Source organism: Vibrio sp. dhg (assembly GCF_003443775.1).
Classification (GTDB): Bacteria; Pseudomonadota; Gammaproteobacteria; order Enterobacterales; family Vibrionaceae; genus Vibrio; species Vibrio natriegens.
Genome location: NZ_CP028944.1, coordinates 280,033 through 295,162, shown reverse-complemented (window position 1 = coordinate 295,162; position 15,130 = coordinate 280,033). Strand labels below are relative to the sequence as shown.

Here is a 15,130-nt window from a genome sequence, read left to right as displayed (position 1 = left end):
CTCCTTGGTTTAAATATACCCGCAAAGACGAGCTTTGCTTAAGCAAGCGATAGTTTTAGCGTCGGTAATCGTGCCGTCGATAATTTTTTCTTCTAACTGTTTTAGTGACAGCGTCACCACTTCAATCACTTCGTCTTCATCACATTCATAGCGATGAGTCGCGGTTAACTCCTGTGCGATAAATAAGTATTGGATTTCATCACAGAAGCCAGCTAAAGGCGTAACTTGCCCGAGCGAAATAAATTTTTGTGCGCTAAACCCGGTTTCTTCTTCCAGTTCTCGCTTTGCACATGACAAGGGGTCTTCAACACCTTCGCGTGTTCCTGCAGGCAGTTCAAGCAACCATTTTTTCAGAGAAGGACGAAACTGGTTCACAAGTACGACTTCATTGTTCTCCGTTATAGGCAAGATAACCGCCGCTCCAGGGTGATGAATCGTGGTGTGTGTAATGACCTGACCAGTGGGTAGTTCAACGTCTTCTTCTACCAGTGAGATTTGCTTCCATTTATGAATGGTTTTAGTCATGAAGTGGTAATCCAAACTATTAAGGCTTGTATGAACATTAACGATATTCGTCATCAAACAAAAGTAAAAATCTGTTTACAACCCCATAACTTGGAAAGAGTAAACAATTCTATTGTGTGATTTCCTTGAGCTTGTGTCAGCGAGAAATCATTGCGTTCTGTATCTGAAAGCCATTCTAACACTACAAAAGTGTACATATTTTCAGTGATATGCATCTCATAAATGGAAACTTTGATTGCTAGGCGATGTGGTAAGTAAGCATCTGTTATAAGGGGAGGTAGAATAAATTACACTTGTAACAAAGTGATAACAAATGTATAAAAATAAATATACCGCATCAGTCCAGCAGCCGGAGCCCTCATGATACAACCCTCTTTTGCATCTAATGCCGATAAAGCACTTCTTTCCGAGCGTATCAATAAGTTAGCGAAAGCGTTGACTGATGGCGTTTACGAACGTGAACATACCATCAAACTTTGTCTTCTAGCAGCCCTTGCTGGCGAAAGCGTTTTTCTTCTCGGCCCTCCGGGTATTGCGAAAAGCTTGATTGCTAAGCGCTTAATTCAGGCGTTTGATAACAGCAGCTATTTTGAATACTTGATGACTCGATTCTCGACCCCAGAAGAGGTGTTTGGCCCTCTTAGTATCCAAGAATTGAAAGATAACGGCCGTTATGTCCGTCTGACTGAAGGCTACCTTCCAACGGCTCAAGTCGTTTTCTTAGATGAAATTTGGAAAGCTGGTCCAGCAATACTGAATACTTTGCTGACAGTAGTGAACGAAAAAACATTTAAAAACGGCAGTGACATCGAGCGCGTGCCAATGCGTTTGTTGGTGTCGGCATCGAATGAACTACCAGACGAAGACAGCGGCTTAGACGCATTGTATGACCGTATGCTGGTACGTGTGTTTGTTAACCGTATTCAGAACAAACAGAATTTTAAGTCAATGCTAACCGTGGGGACTTCTCAGGAAGCAAAAATACCAGAAGGCCTGGCGATTACCGACGACGAGTATCATCAATGGCAACAACAGTTTGATAAGTTGTCGTTGACAGATAATGCTTTCGAAAAGCTGTTCCAGCTCAAGACCATGTTAGAAAGTAAGGTTGAAGCTGAGTTTGGTGATATCGCGAATACGGACATGTACGTTTCTGACCGACGCTGGAAAAAAGCGGTGAAGCTACTTAAAGCGAGCGCGTTCTTTAATGGCCGAGATGAGATAAACCCGCTCGATCTTTTACTTCTGCAAGATTGTTTGTGGAACAGCCCTGAATCTCGTGATGTCGTTCGAAGTGTCGTCCAGGAATTTGCATTGAAACACGCTTTCGATCAGCAAGATGCAGAACAAGAAATCGAATATTGCCGAGAGTCACTAATCGACGTGCAACACGAGCTCGAAGATACCTACCGCATGACTCTGACATCAGAAGCCGCAACGGGCATTCTGCGTAAAGAAACCATGCGTTTTGATACGTCTAAAGCGAAAAGTTACAAAGTCGGCGCGGCGGTGAACTTAGTAAAACTAGTGATTTTGCAGAGCAACATGTCGGTATCTGAATCTGAGAAAGGTGACAGTCGCTGGGTGTATGTTCCTAAAGACGAACTAGACCGTGTGATTAAAGACGGCCACGGTGATGTGTACGGTTATGTTAACCAAAACACCAATATGTGCCGCTTACGTTTTGATGTCGACGCAGCCAATAACCTGGTGATTCGTGATATAGCCAATCGAGGTATTCTTGTCGGCCTAGTGACGCAAGAAGGTTTAGATATGGAACGCTACCAAAATTGGCTTGCTCAGAGTGAAAAAGCAGTGAGTCAGTTAAGTGAAGCAGAACATCACATGCGCAAAGTCAAAGCCAACTTTCACGATGCGCTGCCACACAGTTTTGTCGACCCAGAATTGCCGCGTTTAATGGAATCGAGTCTGCAACAGGTTAGCCAAAGGCTTGAATCTATCCAGGGAGAAAGCGAGAAAATTGTTCAGCGCTTTAAGAACTTACAACAGTTTTTCTCGTAAGGAGGCTTCATGTTAGGTGCAGATGGATTCAACTTGGCATTGATGATAGCAGACTCGGGGATCATCGACAGCGCAGTGAACGATCTTATGGCTCGCTCTCAAGTCATGATGATGGCAGAAAACCGAGGAGTAAAATCCTCTGTGAAAAGTCACCTGTTAAAATGGCGTGGCAATGTTAAGAAGCGTATTACTAAGGTATGTGAAACAGAGCGATTTCAGCAAGAACTCGCTTTGTATCAAGAAGTGATTCACTGGAGTGAAGATGAGTTTTTTGATCGCATCGAAGACGTAATCAAAAAGCTCGAATGGCACTCTGCCTTTTACATGCAAGCGCGTCGCATGATGGAGAAGAACAAAGGGGTCAACAACCCGATGTTCCCACACTATTTTTGTGACCAGTGGTACCAGAGCTTGGCGGATGCCATCAAACAAGCTCAGGTGAGTGAACTGGAAGCGAATAAAGAAAAAGTGCTCAATGATCTTTATCAGCGTATGGAAACCATGCGCAATATGGATAAAGTGACCGAGTCTGGTGATGCGGAAAGCGTAGGTCGATTATGGGATATGGCGTCTGCCAAGTTGAGCAAGACTGACCTTACGGTAATGAAGCGTCATGCGGAGTTTTTGAAAAAGCATAAAGGGTTACAAGAGATCGCTGAGCAACTTGGTCGTATGGCAGGGCAGGTGAATGATCCTGATCTAAATCGCGCTCCGGCTGAAGAATTGCAAATGGTTGAGGAAAAGAGTGACGAAGCGACCGACGACATTGTTGGTATTCACGAAAGTGACGATTTAAATAAACTCCTCCCAAATGAAACCATGTTTTTGGCATATCCAGAGCTTGAAGTTGTGTTCTATAAACACCTTGTCGACAAGCGCTTGATGAACTATCGAACTCAGGGTAAATCTCGTACGCTGCGAAAAGTAAAAGCACATAGACCTGATAACAAAGCGGTGGATATCGAAAAAGGTCCATTTATTGTCTGTGTAGACGCTTCAGGCTCAATGAGTGGTTTTCCAGAACAATGTGCTAAGGCAATGGCGTACGCACTGATGCAAATTGCGTTAGCAGAGCAACGTGACTGCTACGTCATCATATTTTCTACCGAGCACATTACATACGAGCTGACTAAACAAGATGGCTTGCGCGAAGCGGCTGATTTCCTGACCTATAGCTTCCATGGCGGCACCGATTTGGAACCGACCTTGATCAAATCTATCGATCTGATGAGTGGTGACAAGTACAAAAACGCCGATATGGTGGTGATTTCGGATTTTATTGCACCAAAGCAGCAGGATGAGCTACTCGAAAAAGTAAATGCGCTTAAAGCGAAGAAAAACCGTTTTCATGCGATAAGTTTATCCAAATACGGTAATCCGGCGTTAATGTCGATGTTTGACCATGTGTGGTCTTATCATCCAAATGTCGTTGGGCGATTACTCAAACGTGTAAGCAACGGTTAGATAGCCAATCAAACATAATAAAGCGGCCACTTGAGCCGCTTTATTTTTGCAGAGTTAGCAAGGCACAGAAACAAACGAGAGTGCTAATAAATACGCAAATTGCTCGAGTCTTGATCTAACTGACTTAAAAGGAAGCAAACAAACAGGAAATAGTGGATTTATGTTTGACTATCTTTTCTGAATCCGTAAAGTAGCAACCAACGCAGCGGGGGAGACCTCTTAACGCGTAAATGTGACGGCGCCTTGGCAGAGTGGCTATGCAGCGGATTGCAAATCCGTGGACCTCGGTTCGACTCCGGGAGGCGCCTCCATAAATTATTCAGATATGGCTTCATACTTATCAAAGTTTGTCTTAGCGATATCTCGATGCTAAAAGCATCAACATTAAGCCAGCGAAAGCTGGTTTTTTTGTATCTGCCGTTTAGGTGGTGTGATTGGTATAAGTGTGACTCTACTTTCAGCACCTGTTACATAATCCGCCTACAATACGCTCTTCTAAAGGATTTAATGAAGCAGCATGAGAAACACCGACGATTACATCATTTTTTATCATTTGGTCGAGCAGGGCTCGTTCAGTGGTGCGGCTAAGCAAATGGAGCTGACCAAGTCTGTGGTCAGTAAACGCATTGCGAAGCTCGAGCAGGATCTCGGTGTTCAATTGCTCTATCGTACGACACGTACCATAACCCTGAGTGAAGCGGGTCAGTATTTCTTTGAGCACGCAAAATCCGTCTATCAGGCTGTTGCTACTGCAGAAGAATCAATTGTTGGGTTAGGTAAGGATTTATCCGGCAACATCAAAATTACCGTTCCTACTATTTCTGGCGAATTGATTCTGCCTGGTGTTATTGCTGAATTTAATAACAAATACCCTGACATCAAGATCGATATGGAACTTGATAATCGTTTCGTCGACATCGTGAATGAGCGCTTTGATTTGGCGATAAGAACGGGCGTATTGCCAGACTCCAGTCTGATCGCAAGAAAGCTTGTCGACGCAAACTGGATAGTGTGTGCCTCACCTCAATACCTTGCCAGACATGGCATTCCAAAGCAGCCTACTGAGTTAGAAAAACACAACTGTCTCGTTTATTCTTACCAGGAAACGGGCGCGCGCGAATGGGCTTTCAAAGATGGCGAAGACGTGTATCAAGTGACGGTAGATGGCAATCTATGTATTAATAACTCGTCGGTTCTAAGAAATGTCGCACTTTTAGGGCAAGGCTTAATCTACGTTCCCCGCGTTTTGGTTTATGAAGATTTAAAACAAGGCCGATTAATCCAATTGTTCAAAGAGGAAACGGCAAAGTGTCTCGGTATTTACGCTGTGTATCCTTATACAAGGCAGCAGCCAGAAAAGGTTAAAATCTTTATTGACCACTTATACGCCTGCTTTCAAAGCCAGAGCCATCGCTTTTAATTTCTCTATTTGGTACATAAGCGCAACATTCCCAATGTGTTGAATGATGTGTTTGTGCTTCGTTCACACCATTTAAATCTCCTTCCTATTTAGCACGTTACGTGGCTAAGCCAAAATATTCACAAACCTAATATCTTGATACTGCGCACACATGTTAACGATTGGTTTTGTTATTGTTTCTTTTGGGAAACAATCTGTTTCTTTCGTTAAATTTTATATAAACCATACCTAACATTATGATAATTAAAAATATTATTGTGATTGTTTGTCGTTGGATTCAGATTGCTCGAATGACATCGATAGACGCAGGAAAATGGACTGCTTATAGTGAGCCAAACTCAATCAACCCAGTTTGAGTGAGTGAAGCAAAATAACTAGAGATACGGATATGAAACAAAAGCAGCTGATAGAAGAATTTAAAACGATCGTCGGTGAAGAAAACGTCCTGACCGATCAAGTTAAAACTAAGTATTACCGTTCAGGTTTTCGCTCGGGTAGCGGTACAGCGCTTGCAGTCGTGTTTCCTAACACATTATTAGAACAGTGGAACATCATCAAACAGTGTGTCGAGGCTAACTGCATCATCATCATGCAAGCGGCGAAGACAGGTCTGACTGAAGGGTCTGCTCCAAGTGGTAACGATTACGACCGCGATGTTGTCGTTATCAATATTACAAAAATTAAGAAAATTCATTTGCTCGATGGTGGCAAGCAGGCGGTTTGTTTACCGGGCGCTAGCTTACACTCACTAGAAAAATCGCTTAAAGCCGTTAACCGCGCGCCACATTCCATTATTGGTTCCTCTTCGTTAGGAGCGACCGTGGTGGGCGGTATCGCCAATAACTCTGGTGGCGCGTTAGTTAAGCGAGGACCGGCATACACGGAACTGGCGATTTATGCTCAGGTGGATAAGCAAGGTAACCTGAACCTCGTTAACCACCTTGGCATTGAAGGCTTGGGTGAAACTCCGGAAGAAATCCTGACAAACTTGCAGGATGGTAACTTCGATCCTGCCAAGATCATTCACGATGATCGTATGGCTTCGGATAAAGAGTACGATGAGCGTGTTCGTGATGTTACCTCTGATATCCCATCTCGTTTTAATGCCGACGAACGCCGGTTGTTCGAAGCCAGTGGTTGTGCGGGTAAACTTGGTGTGTTTGCGGTTCGTGTCGACAGCTACCCAGTGCCTGACAAAGAGCAGGTCTTTTATCTTGGTACGAATGATCCATCGAAATTAACTAAGCTAAGAAAAGATTTTTTATCGACGTTCGAAAACCTGCCAGAAATGGGGGAATATCTACACCGCGATATCTTCAACATGGCAGAAAAGTACGGCAAGGATGTATTTCTCTCCATCGACAAATTGGGTACGGACAGATTACCTAAAATGTTCGCTCTGAAAGCGAAAGTAGAAAACTTTTTAGAGCGTGTGCCTTTTGTTAGTAAAAATCTGCCAGATTCCATTTTGTATTACGCAAGTAAGCTGTTTCCGCAACACTTACCTGAACGCATGCTGGATTACCGTGACAAGTACGAACATCACTTGATACTAAAAATGAGCGATGGCGGTATTGCAGAAGCTCAAAAATATCTGCAAGAAGTATGGGCGGTTGAAAGCGATTGTGATTTCTTCGAATGTACCCCAGACGAAGGCAAAAAAGCGTTCTTACATCGTTTTGCGGCGGCCGGAGCGGCGATTCGTTATGAGACCATTCATCGTAAAGATGTGGAAGATATTGTTGCGTTAGATATCGCGCTGCGCCGTAATGACGAAGAGTGGTTAGAAACCTTGCCAGAAGAAGTGAGCAAGAACTTGGTTCAGTCGCTCTATTATGGCCACTTTATGTGTTATGTGTTCCATCAGGATTATGTGTTCAAAAAGGGCACAGATACCAAGCTGATGAAGAAGCTAATGCTAGAGCATCTAAACAGCCGTGGTGCGAAATATCCAGCTGAGCACAATGTGGGGCATTTGTATGAAGCGGAGAACTCGTTGCAGACGTTCTACCATCAATTAGACCCAACTAATACCTTCAACCCGGGTATAGGTAAAATGGATAAATATAAGCGTAACTGTAACTGCTGCGCTTAATCCATTCCGTTGTTAGTGAGTCCTTATAAAAAGTAGAGCCCCTCCACGCATTGTCGTGGAGGGGCTTTTTGTTTGGAACGCTTAGCAACTAGGTTTGTTCCTCTAAATTGCCCGCACTGCTGCAGCAGCGACTATTCCGGCTGCAATAGCAGGTAGCGGTTTTTTGACGATGAACATCACAACGGTAGTAGAAAGCAGTGCCATGCGCGCCCCGATGTCACCTTCAACAGCAATTGGTGCTAATAGCGCAACTAACACGGAGCCGGACATGGCAGTGATAAAGCGTTGTACGCGTTCGCTAATAGGAATGAATGACATCACAAATACGCCACCCCATCGTGTCGCTAATGTCACTAGCCCCATGGCGAAAATGATAAGAAGCGTACCGCCAAAACTTGTTTCTATGCTCATGCTTTTTTCTCCTTCCAACAAGCGCCAAGTATGCCACCCGCAAAAGCGCCAACCACCACGTGGCTATTTTCAGGTAGGTACCAGTAAGCCAGTAAAGAAGACCCAGCTGCGGCTCCCCAAATTGCGAATATACGTAAGTTTTTAGGGCCAACTACAACCATAGACAGTAAGAAGCATCCCATTACCATATCCAAACCAAGGCTTACAGGATCTTTTATTGCGCCACCGAAGTAGATGCCCATCCAGGTACCGACAATCCAAAAGCCCCAAAGTGCCAGGCCACCACCTACGAGTAAGCCGAGACCCGGTTCTTTTTTACCAAATGCATTCATCGCCATTGCCCAGTTAGCGTCTGACGCAACCAACATGACACCGTAACGTTTAGCGGGTGGCAGTTGGCGTAACCATGGGTAAAGTGTTGCGCCCATAAGAAGATGACGTGCGTTGATCGCGAACACGGTGATCAGTACTGGAATCAATGGGACTTCGGCTCCCCACATTTCTAACGTCGCAAATTGAGAAGCTCCCGCGAACACGAGGCCACTCATTAACAATGTAGGAAATGCGTCTAAGCCAGTCTGTACTGCCGCTACACCGAACGCGAGACCGAATATGACCACGAATATGGACAGGGGTAATAGTTGTGTAAAGCCACTCCATACATCCATACGTGTAAATTCGTGCAGCGTACTCGACGGAGTTTGAATATGTTGTTGATTTTCTGTCATAGAAATACCTAGCCAGCGGGAAAGGGGGGTTACCCAAGTAAGATGATTGTTATGTTTTTGTAAAGCGTATCTCTATCATCAATTGTGGCGGTTTTCAAACACAAACGGCGTTTATAAGAAGATCCAATATTTGAAGTGGCAGCATCACATCGACTCAATGAGACATTGTGGCTGACTGAAAATAAGTTGCGAAGGAATTGGGGTAACTGTGATGAGTGAATTATCTTCAGTTTGCGCGCGGTTTATACCGGTCGGATCGCTTTTTAAGCACTTAAATCAAAAAGATAAAATTTATTGTTGACCAGATAAATTATTCCGTTAAAGTACGCCTCGTTCTCACGGCAAAGGCCGCTGAGACAGATGGTGTCTAACCCATCGCATGATTGCGTTGCCCTGGTGGTGGAATTGGTAGACACAAGGGATTTAAAATCCCTCGGCGTTCGCGCTGTGCCGGTTCAAGTCCGGCCCGGGGCACCATCAAACAAAAGATGAGTGGATTTAAAATTCCGCCGTCGAGCTGACCGGCCGAGTGTCGGACCATCAAGCACGGCACAGAGCACCATCTAATCTCTTCTTACAGAGAAAAAATATATTAAAGGCGCCTTGGCAGAGTGGCTATGCAGCGGATTGCAAATCCGTGGACCTCGGTTCGACTCCGGGAGGCGCCTCCATTATTTAGAAAGCCAGTCTCAGGACTGGCTTTCGTCGTTTTGAATTCTCCCAAAACTTTTCTATTCTTACTCTTCTTAACACGACGCGATAAACAATCTGAGTAATTTTACTATTACACACGCAGTTTTCTTTAAAACTATAAGTGTAATCAATGGGTTGTTTGATATTTATTGGGTTAATGAGTAACCTTTATCTAAGCAAAATTTAGAGGAATAAAAGAATGGAATCTGTTGCTGATGTATTGGTGGTTGCTATTGTGTTCGGTTCTTTGTTTGGCGGCGGGATAGTCAAACTTATCTTGAACCATAAAAAGGAATTAAGAGCGCTAGAGGTCTCTGAGCGTAATGCCATGAGCCAAGAAGACCAGGACAATCTCAAAAAGCAAGTTGTGGAATTAAAACAGCGCGTTGAAGTATTAGAAAAAATCGTCACTGACAGTAAATATCAATTGGATAAAGAAATCGCATCTTTGTAATCCAACTATTGTCCAGAAGCCGATTGAGTTCGGCTTTTTTCAGGCCTTTCACCTTTCGTCAAAGAAGTCCTTATTACGAATATACTTGCTCATCAAATGATAAGAGAAGGGGCGAAATAGCCAACTTATCAATGAGCGCCCTAATCGAATCATTGTCGGCGTATTTTCGTAAATTCTGCCGTTATATAACCAAAGCATTTTGCCAACGTGCCAGTACAGAAAGGGAACGGGTGGCATGAAAGTGACAATATCGATATCACAACAGATTCGATAGGTTTTGTGTCCCAACTGATATCGTTTCTTGAATGTCCAGTCACCAATAGCAGGTTGGCCAAATGTCACGACGCGTTTGATACTTTTGGGATATTTGCTCTCGATATAATCAGCAAAAACACTGCCGATTGCACCACCAGAAGAATGCCCAGTAATAGTAATGCGTTTGCCTTGCAAAATTAGAGGGACAACGGTGTCTTCTAACCGCTCAATTACACTCAAACCTAGCCTGTCTTCATTTCTGCTTGGCATACTTTCTTGGAATAACAGGTGGTAGAAGCCAGCGTGGATACGATATTTCAGGCCTAATTGGCGACAACTTTTGGTCCACATTGCGAAGTTTAGTAACCAATCAGAAAGGCTATGAGAACCTTTGATTACCACAACGACCTCTTCGCTCTTTTTACTCCAGAGGACACGAATCATGATTTTTCCGTGCTCGTTTTTAATGACTCTCTGACCGTTAGGATCAAATCCGTAACGAGTTTGTTTAAAAACGCGAGGATAAGCCAGATTACATAACACGGCGTAACGTTCGTATTGGTATCGTTTTAGTGGTTTCACGTTATCGTTCTTATTCTTGCCCAGCTCAATACTTTAGAGTGAGTTTATGAAGAATACGTGAAAAGCCATGTTACAGAGAAACGAGCGCTATTGAACGATGCTTGTTCAAACTCGGTACAAATCCAAAGCGGATGATTCCTGAAGGAATTGATGAAACAGTTTTACATCACTCACGATGGTCTGGCGAGTTTGTTTGTGTTGGTTTTTTATTTCTTTGATCAGCGCTTTCAGTGCTTTTCTGTCTTCTTTTTGTTTGGCTGAAGTCGTTCTCAGGCGAGAGAAAAAAGCGATTTGTGTGGAGGTATCGTTAAAGTTTCCGAGTTTATCTTGCAGTAACTTAAGTTGTTTAACGTTATCTTTATGCTGATCTTTCGAATAGAGCGCAGAAAAGCATTCAAGGAGGTAGCGAAGCGATTTGCATTTGATTCTCAATGCGTGAATATCGCTATCCTCACTTGTGTCAGAAATTTTGGTGATCGACTTACTCACTCGGCGAAACTGGGTCACGATCTTATTGTTTGCAAAACTTAGCGGATCAATGTATTCGGATTGATCTTCGCTGCGTAAAGCACGGCGTAGGCTATTTTCAATCAAAATTGACGTACTAAGGTATCTTCTACTTGTTAACCAATCTGCCACGCGCTGCTGCTCTTCAAATTGGTGGTCTTCTATGATGGTAAACATACGCTCTAATGACGCCTTATGCTCTGGGAGCATGGTGACATAGCGTGCTTTATCCATAATGAATACATCTAGATCACGTAACAAGTTGGTTTTTTTCATTACTAGTTTTAAGCTTGGCTTGAGTAGCTTTCGTTCAAATTGCGGTAAGAGTTCTTTTAACAAAAGACTTAGCGAACGCATTCGTCTTAAAGTGACGCGGTATTGATGGTTAAACTCTGGGTCTTGGCCAAGGATGACGTCTTTTTCTAAGGATCTCGCATAGAAAAATTCGCTGATAAGAAAATTAGGAAGGATAAAGTTAAGATCAGAATCAGAATATAACGGCAAACGAGACGGTGGCTTTTTAGACATAGTCAGAAACTCCCAAACGCAGACGCTTTAGATAGTTAATGGTATACCTAAATGCAAAATTCTTCGAGATGGGGGAGGCAGACCATGTGAAAAGCTTGCCTACTTACTATGCTCGTGCTTTACCCTAGCTCTTGCGTATAGTCATGATAAATAATGACTTGGTTTCTACCCTGATGTTTCGCGTTGTACAACGCTTTGTCAGCTTCCTCAAGCATAGCTTCAAAGTTGTCTTGCTGATTAAAGGCTGCGATGCCAATACTAACGGTTAAATTGATCAACTTACCATGAGAAACGCAGGGGCTCTTCTCAATGAGCACGCGAATTCTGTTCGCAATTTCTTTCGCTTTTTTAGCATCTGTTAACGGTAAAATAATGGCAAATTCTTCGCCACCTATTCGACCCAAGATATCGGCCTTTCTTAATCCAGTTCGACACACTTGAGTAAAATGCGTCAACGCTTTATCGCCAACACTATGCCCAAACTTGTCATTGATACTTTTAAAGTAGTCGATATCCAAAACCAAAACAGAAAGCCGCTTTTCTTCTAATAGATTGCAGGTATTAAACTCATTGACACCCATCATCATAAAATAGCGTCTATTTTTCACTTTGGTTAAAGAGTCAGTCGTTGCTTCCTCGAACAACTGGCCTTCATACTCTTCTCGACTGACTTGCTCTTTCTTCAAGATATACATCGTCACCGCTGTAATAAGGAAGGCAAACAAAATCGTTATGAGCGTGATTGTTGGGATGATCGCCTTACTAGGAACGTGAGGTTGCCAAGATAGGTAAGCAACTACCTGACCGGAAGGCGAGTAAAGCGTCTTGTAACTGACAAGCCCATCTGCGCTGTTGTTTAAATTGAGCCCGAAAAGTTGATAGTCGTTTTCAAGTTCACTGAGGTAATCGGTATCAATACGTTTTCCTAACGCTAGATACGTCCCTTCGCGCGCTTGTTTATTCTGCTCACTGATAAAAGGTCCGCCAACGATGTGATACACATCTTGGCCAATACGGAACAAGCCGTTGGTGAGCTTTTTCTCAGTATTTAGCTGCTTGGAGACAGCCATCATCTCAAGAAGTGGCTGCTTTAAATCGTTATAGTTGATGGTTTTAGCATCGCCGCTTTTAATTAGGTAGACTTCTTGATCCCCGCGAGTAATGGCAACACTGAAATCAAAGTCATGCTTATTCATGAGATAATCGCCTGAATTTTTTGCGACCCAAGCCAAGTCACGCTCAACCTCTATTTTTTGGTATGCCTCATCCCAAAAAGAATATTCCTCTAGAGAGTCTCTGGCGTTACGCTTCTCAAGTTGCAAAGCTAACTGGACTCTATGGGACAATTCATCGGCTGCAAGGCTATCTAACGAGTTTAAGAAGTAGACAAGACAACCAAACACAGAAACCACCATCACGGATAGTAGCCAGGTAATAGTGCGCATCAATGACCTAGCCGGTAAGAATGTCCGAGTTTGCAGTTTTGTCATATCTATTGGAGTAGTAGTGTTCTGGAGGCGATCGATCATAAGTTGCTACATTAGCACAGCATGATGTTCATTTACCATATTAATCGGGAGGGTATTGTTCATAACATCTCATGATGCGTATAGAAGGTTTGGGGCCATTGTCACAAGCGATAGGGGATTGTCTTAAGCCTTATGGTTTTATCTTGAAAGGTGTTTGGGCGAGTATCCTGAGTACTATTCTTGGCGTTAGTAGCTTATATGGCAACTTGAGAAAACTGAAAGAGCACAAAAGCTTAAAAATGATTACGTTAAGTTAGCACATGACAAGTGCTCTTTCAGCGCTACTAATCTATCTAACGGCCAAGTGTAATACAAACTAAGAATACTAAGCACGCGATGACTAAGAGGGTAAGTTCTTTATTACGCAATGTCATAATAGATCCTCCCTATATTTCATGTATAAATAAAAAGTGACGGACCAAACAGAAAACTCGATATAATTCATGTGTTAAACGTAAAATAACCAATATCTATAATTAATGTTAGTTGAAAATTGGGTTTTATTTTTTACTTCGGAGAATAAGTTGATTTAAATCAAAGCAGTAGACAATAAATGTTCGAAATATGATGTTGGTTTACCAGTTAGTCAACTGTTAATTGAGATTACCACTGGTAATCCGGCTTATTAATTCTTTTAGATTTTATTTAAGTGGCACATTTAATGACTAGATTAATAGGTTTAAATCTTATTTATGGTACTAATGAGGTATAACTCTGATTTATAAGCCATATTTATCGTTATAAGCCAATTAACCTTATTACGTAAATTGACTTATGTTAACACGTTGACAATACTTTTTAACAAATTGAAAGAAGTGACTGTTTAATAATAAGTTGTAAATTTATTTATGCATCTAGGGTCATTACTAGTAATGAGATTCCTCGACAAAGTCGTATCTAAAATTCATTACTGATAAATGTAACACTAGTGAGGTGTAAACAACTTATCTTCAAGATCTGGGAACGGAACAACTTTCATTTTTGCAGAGCAAGGTACGAGCAGGTCGTATCGACACTGTTTTATAGTGGGGGCATAGCATGTTAAGGCACATAGTGAGATTGGCAGCTCCGTTCGTTTTACTGCCATTAATTTCTGGCTGTCAGTCAGAAGATACGGATCAGTTGAAATCTGAAATAGAGTCACTTAAACAGGAGATAAGTCAACTTTCCGAGTCAGTCGGTAAGATTGAAAGTGAAGTAAAAGATATGAAAGAGCTGGCATTCAAACCGCCAAAAAAAGAAGCACCGATACTGCCTAATCAACCTAACTTTACTGAGGACGGCAACCTCCCGGTTTTGGGAAGTGCAGAAGCAAAAATTGCAATCATTGAGTTCTCAGACTTCCAATGCCCTTATTGCAAGCGTTTTACCGATAATGCGTTTAAACAGATAAAGGAAAACTTCATCGATACAGGAAAAGTGCAGTACGTCGCGCGCGATTTTCCTCTCAACTTTCATCCCCAAGCCATGCCAGCCGCCATTGTTGCGACATGCAGTTTTAAACAAGATTCCTACTGGCCAATGCGAGATATGTTATACACCAACGCAAAACAGCTAGGTGATGAGTTCTATCAAAAAGCCGCAACAGATTTATCTTTAGACATGCAAGCGTTTACTGACTGTTTAAAAGATCAATCGGTGGCAGATAAAGTTGAAGGGGATTTAACTCTGGGTAAATCACTCGGTGTGAGAGGTACTCCAAGCTTTCTTATTGGTCGGGTAGAAAATGGTGAACTTATCGAGCCTCAAATCGTAGTGGGCGCTCAGCGCTATCCCGCTTTTGAAGCGATACTTAATGAGCTAGAGAAAGAAAAGAATAAACCCGAAGAATAAAAATAGATGAATAAAAAAGGCAGCCGAATTGGCTGCCTTTTTAATATAGAAAACTATATTTAAATCACAAAAAGAGACACTATT

At 42.6% G+C, this 15,130-nt stretch carries 12 protein-coding genes and 3 tRNA genes; 9 read left to right on the top strand and 6 right to left on the bottom strand.

Annotation, left to right across the window (positions count from 1 at the left end; translation table 11 throughout):
- Positions 1-9 precede the first annotated feature (9 nt).
- Positions 10-525 carry an NUDIX hydrolase gene (locus DBX26_RS17020; protein ID WP_162889741.1) on the bottom strand — a complete coding sequence of 172 codons (516 nt, stop codon included), beginning with the start codon at positions 523-525 and terminating at the stop codon, positions 10-12.
- A gap of 360 nt (positions 526-885) precedes the next feature.
- On the opposite strand from DBX26_RS17020, the gene DBX26_RS17015 reads away from it, so the two are divergent.
- The 5 genes from DBX26_RS17015 to dld all read left to right on the top strand — a co-directional run bounded on the left by DBX26_RS17015 (position 886) and on the right by dld (position 7,526).
- Entirely contained in the window at positions 886-2,547 is a 1,662-nt protein-coding gene (locus DBX26_RS17015) for an ATPase RavA domain-containing protein (RefSeq protein ID WP_118120123.1), read from the top strand.
- Positions 2,548-2,556: 9 nt separating this feature from the next.
- Positions 2,557-4,011, top strand: a complete 1,455-nt coding sequence (gene viaA / locus DBX26_RS17010; protein WP_014234160.1) for an ATPase RavA stimulator ViaA — start codon at positions 2,557-2,559, stop codon at positions 4,009-4,011.
- 237 nt (positions 4,012-4,248) lie between these two features.
- A tRNA-Cys gene (locus DBX26_RS17005) sits at positions 4,249-4,322 on the top strand.
- Between the two features lie 206 nt (positions 4,323-4,528).
- Positions 4,529-5,431 carry a LysR family transcriptional regulator gene (locus DBX26_RS17000; protein WP_065301128.1) on the top strand — a complete coding sequence of 301 codons (903 nt, stop codon included), beginning with the start codon at positions 4,529-4,531 and terminating at the stop codon, positions 5,429-5,431.
- Between the two features lie 388 nt (positions 5,432-5,819).
- On the top strand, positions 5,820-7,526 hold the full coding sequence (gene dld, locus DBX26_RS16995; protein ID WP_118120121.1) for a D-lactate dehydrogenase: 1,707 nt from the start codon (positions 5,820-5,822) through the stop codon (positions 7,524-7,526).
- Between the two features lie 102 nt (positions 7,527-7,628).
- Here dld and DBX26_RS16990 read toward each other — a convergent pair whose 3' ends face one another.
- Positions 7,629-7,937 (bottom strand): AzlD family protein, encoded by a 309-nt coding sequence (locus DBX26_RS16990; protein ID WP_014234163.1) that lies wholly within the window; start codon positions 7,935-7,937, stop codon positions 7,629-7,631.
- Positions 7,934-8,665, bottom strand: a complete 732-nt coding sequence (locus DBX26_RS16985; RefSeq protein ID WP_065298682.1) for an AzlC family ABC transporter permease — start codon at positions 8,663-8,665, stop codon at positions 7,934-7,936. The genes DBX26_RS16990 and DBX26_RS16985 overlap by 4 nt, the downstream gene beginning before the upstream one ends.
- Positions 8,666-9,055: 390 nt before the next feature.
- Here DBX26_RS16985 and DBX26_RS16980 point away from each other — a divergent pair.
- The 3 genes from DBX26_RS16980 to DBX26_RS16970 all read left to right on the top strand — a co-directional run bounded on the left by DBX26_RS16980 (position 9,056) and on the right by DBX26_RS16970 (position 9,812).
- Positions 9,056-9,142, top strand: a tRNA-Leu gene (locus DBX26_RS16980).
- A gap of 120 nt (positions 9,143-9,262) precedes the next feature.
- Positions 9,263-9,336: transfer RNA gene (locus DBX26_RS16975), tRNA-Cys, on the top strand.
- Between the two features lie 221 nt (positions 9,337-9,557).
- Positions 9,558-9,812: a hypothetical protein gene (locus tag DBX26_RS16970; protein WP_014234165.1), complete on the top strand. Its 255-nt coding sequence runs from the start codon at positions 9,558-9,560 to the stop codon at positions 9,810-9,812.
- Between the two features lie 48 nt (positions 9,813-9,860).
- Here the strand turns inward: DBX26_RS16970 and DBX26_RS16965 are convergent, their stop codons facing one another.
- The 3 genes from DBX26_RS16965 to DBX26_RS16955 all read right to left on the bottom strand — a co-directional run bounded on the left by DBX26_RS16965 (position 9,861) and on the right by DBX26_RS16955 (position 13,129).
- Positions 9,861-10,649, bottom strand: coding sequence for a lipase (locus DBX26_RS16965; RefSeq protein WP_118120119.1), 789 nt, complete (start codon positions 10,647-10,649; stop codon positions 9,861-9,863).
- Positions 10,650-10,754: 105 nt separating this feature from the next.
- Complete coding sequence (locus DBX26_RS16960) at positions 10,755-11,684, bottom strand: CHAD domain-containing protein (protein ID WP_118120117.1); 930 nt, start codon at positions 11,682-11,684, stop codon at positions 10,755-10,757.
- A gap of 119 nt (positions 11,685-11,803) precedes the next feature.
- Positions 11,804-13,129 (bottom strand): diguanylate cyclase, encoded by a 1,326-nt coding sequence (locus DBX26_RS16955; protein WP_118120115.1) that lies wholly within the window; start codon positions 13,127-13,129, stop codon positions 11,804-11,806.
- A 1,122-nt stretch (positions 13,130-14,251) separates the two neighbouring features.
- Here DBX26_RS16955 and DBX26_RS16945 point away from each other — a divergent pair.
- Positions 14,252-15,046 (top strand): thioredoxin domain-containing protein, encoded by a 795-nt coding sequence (locus DBX26_RS16945; protein WP_118120113.1) that lies wholly within the window; start codon positions 14,252-14,254, stop codon positions 15,044-15,046.
- Positions 15,047-15,130: the final 84 nt, after the last annotated feature.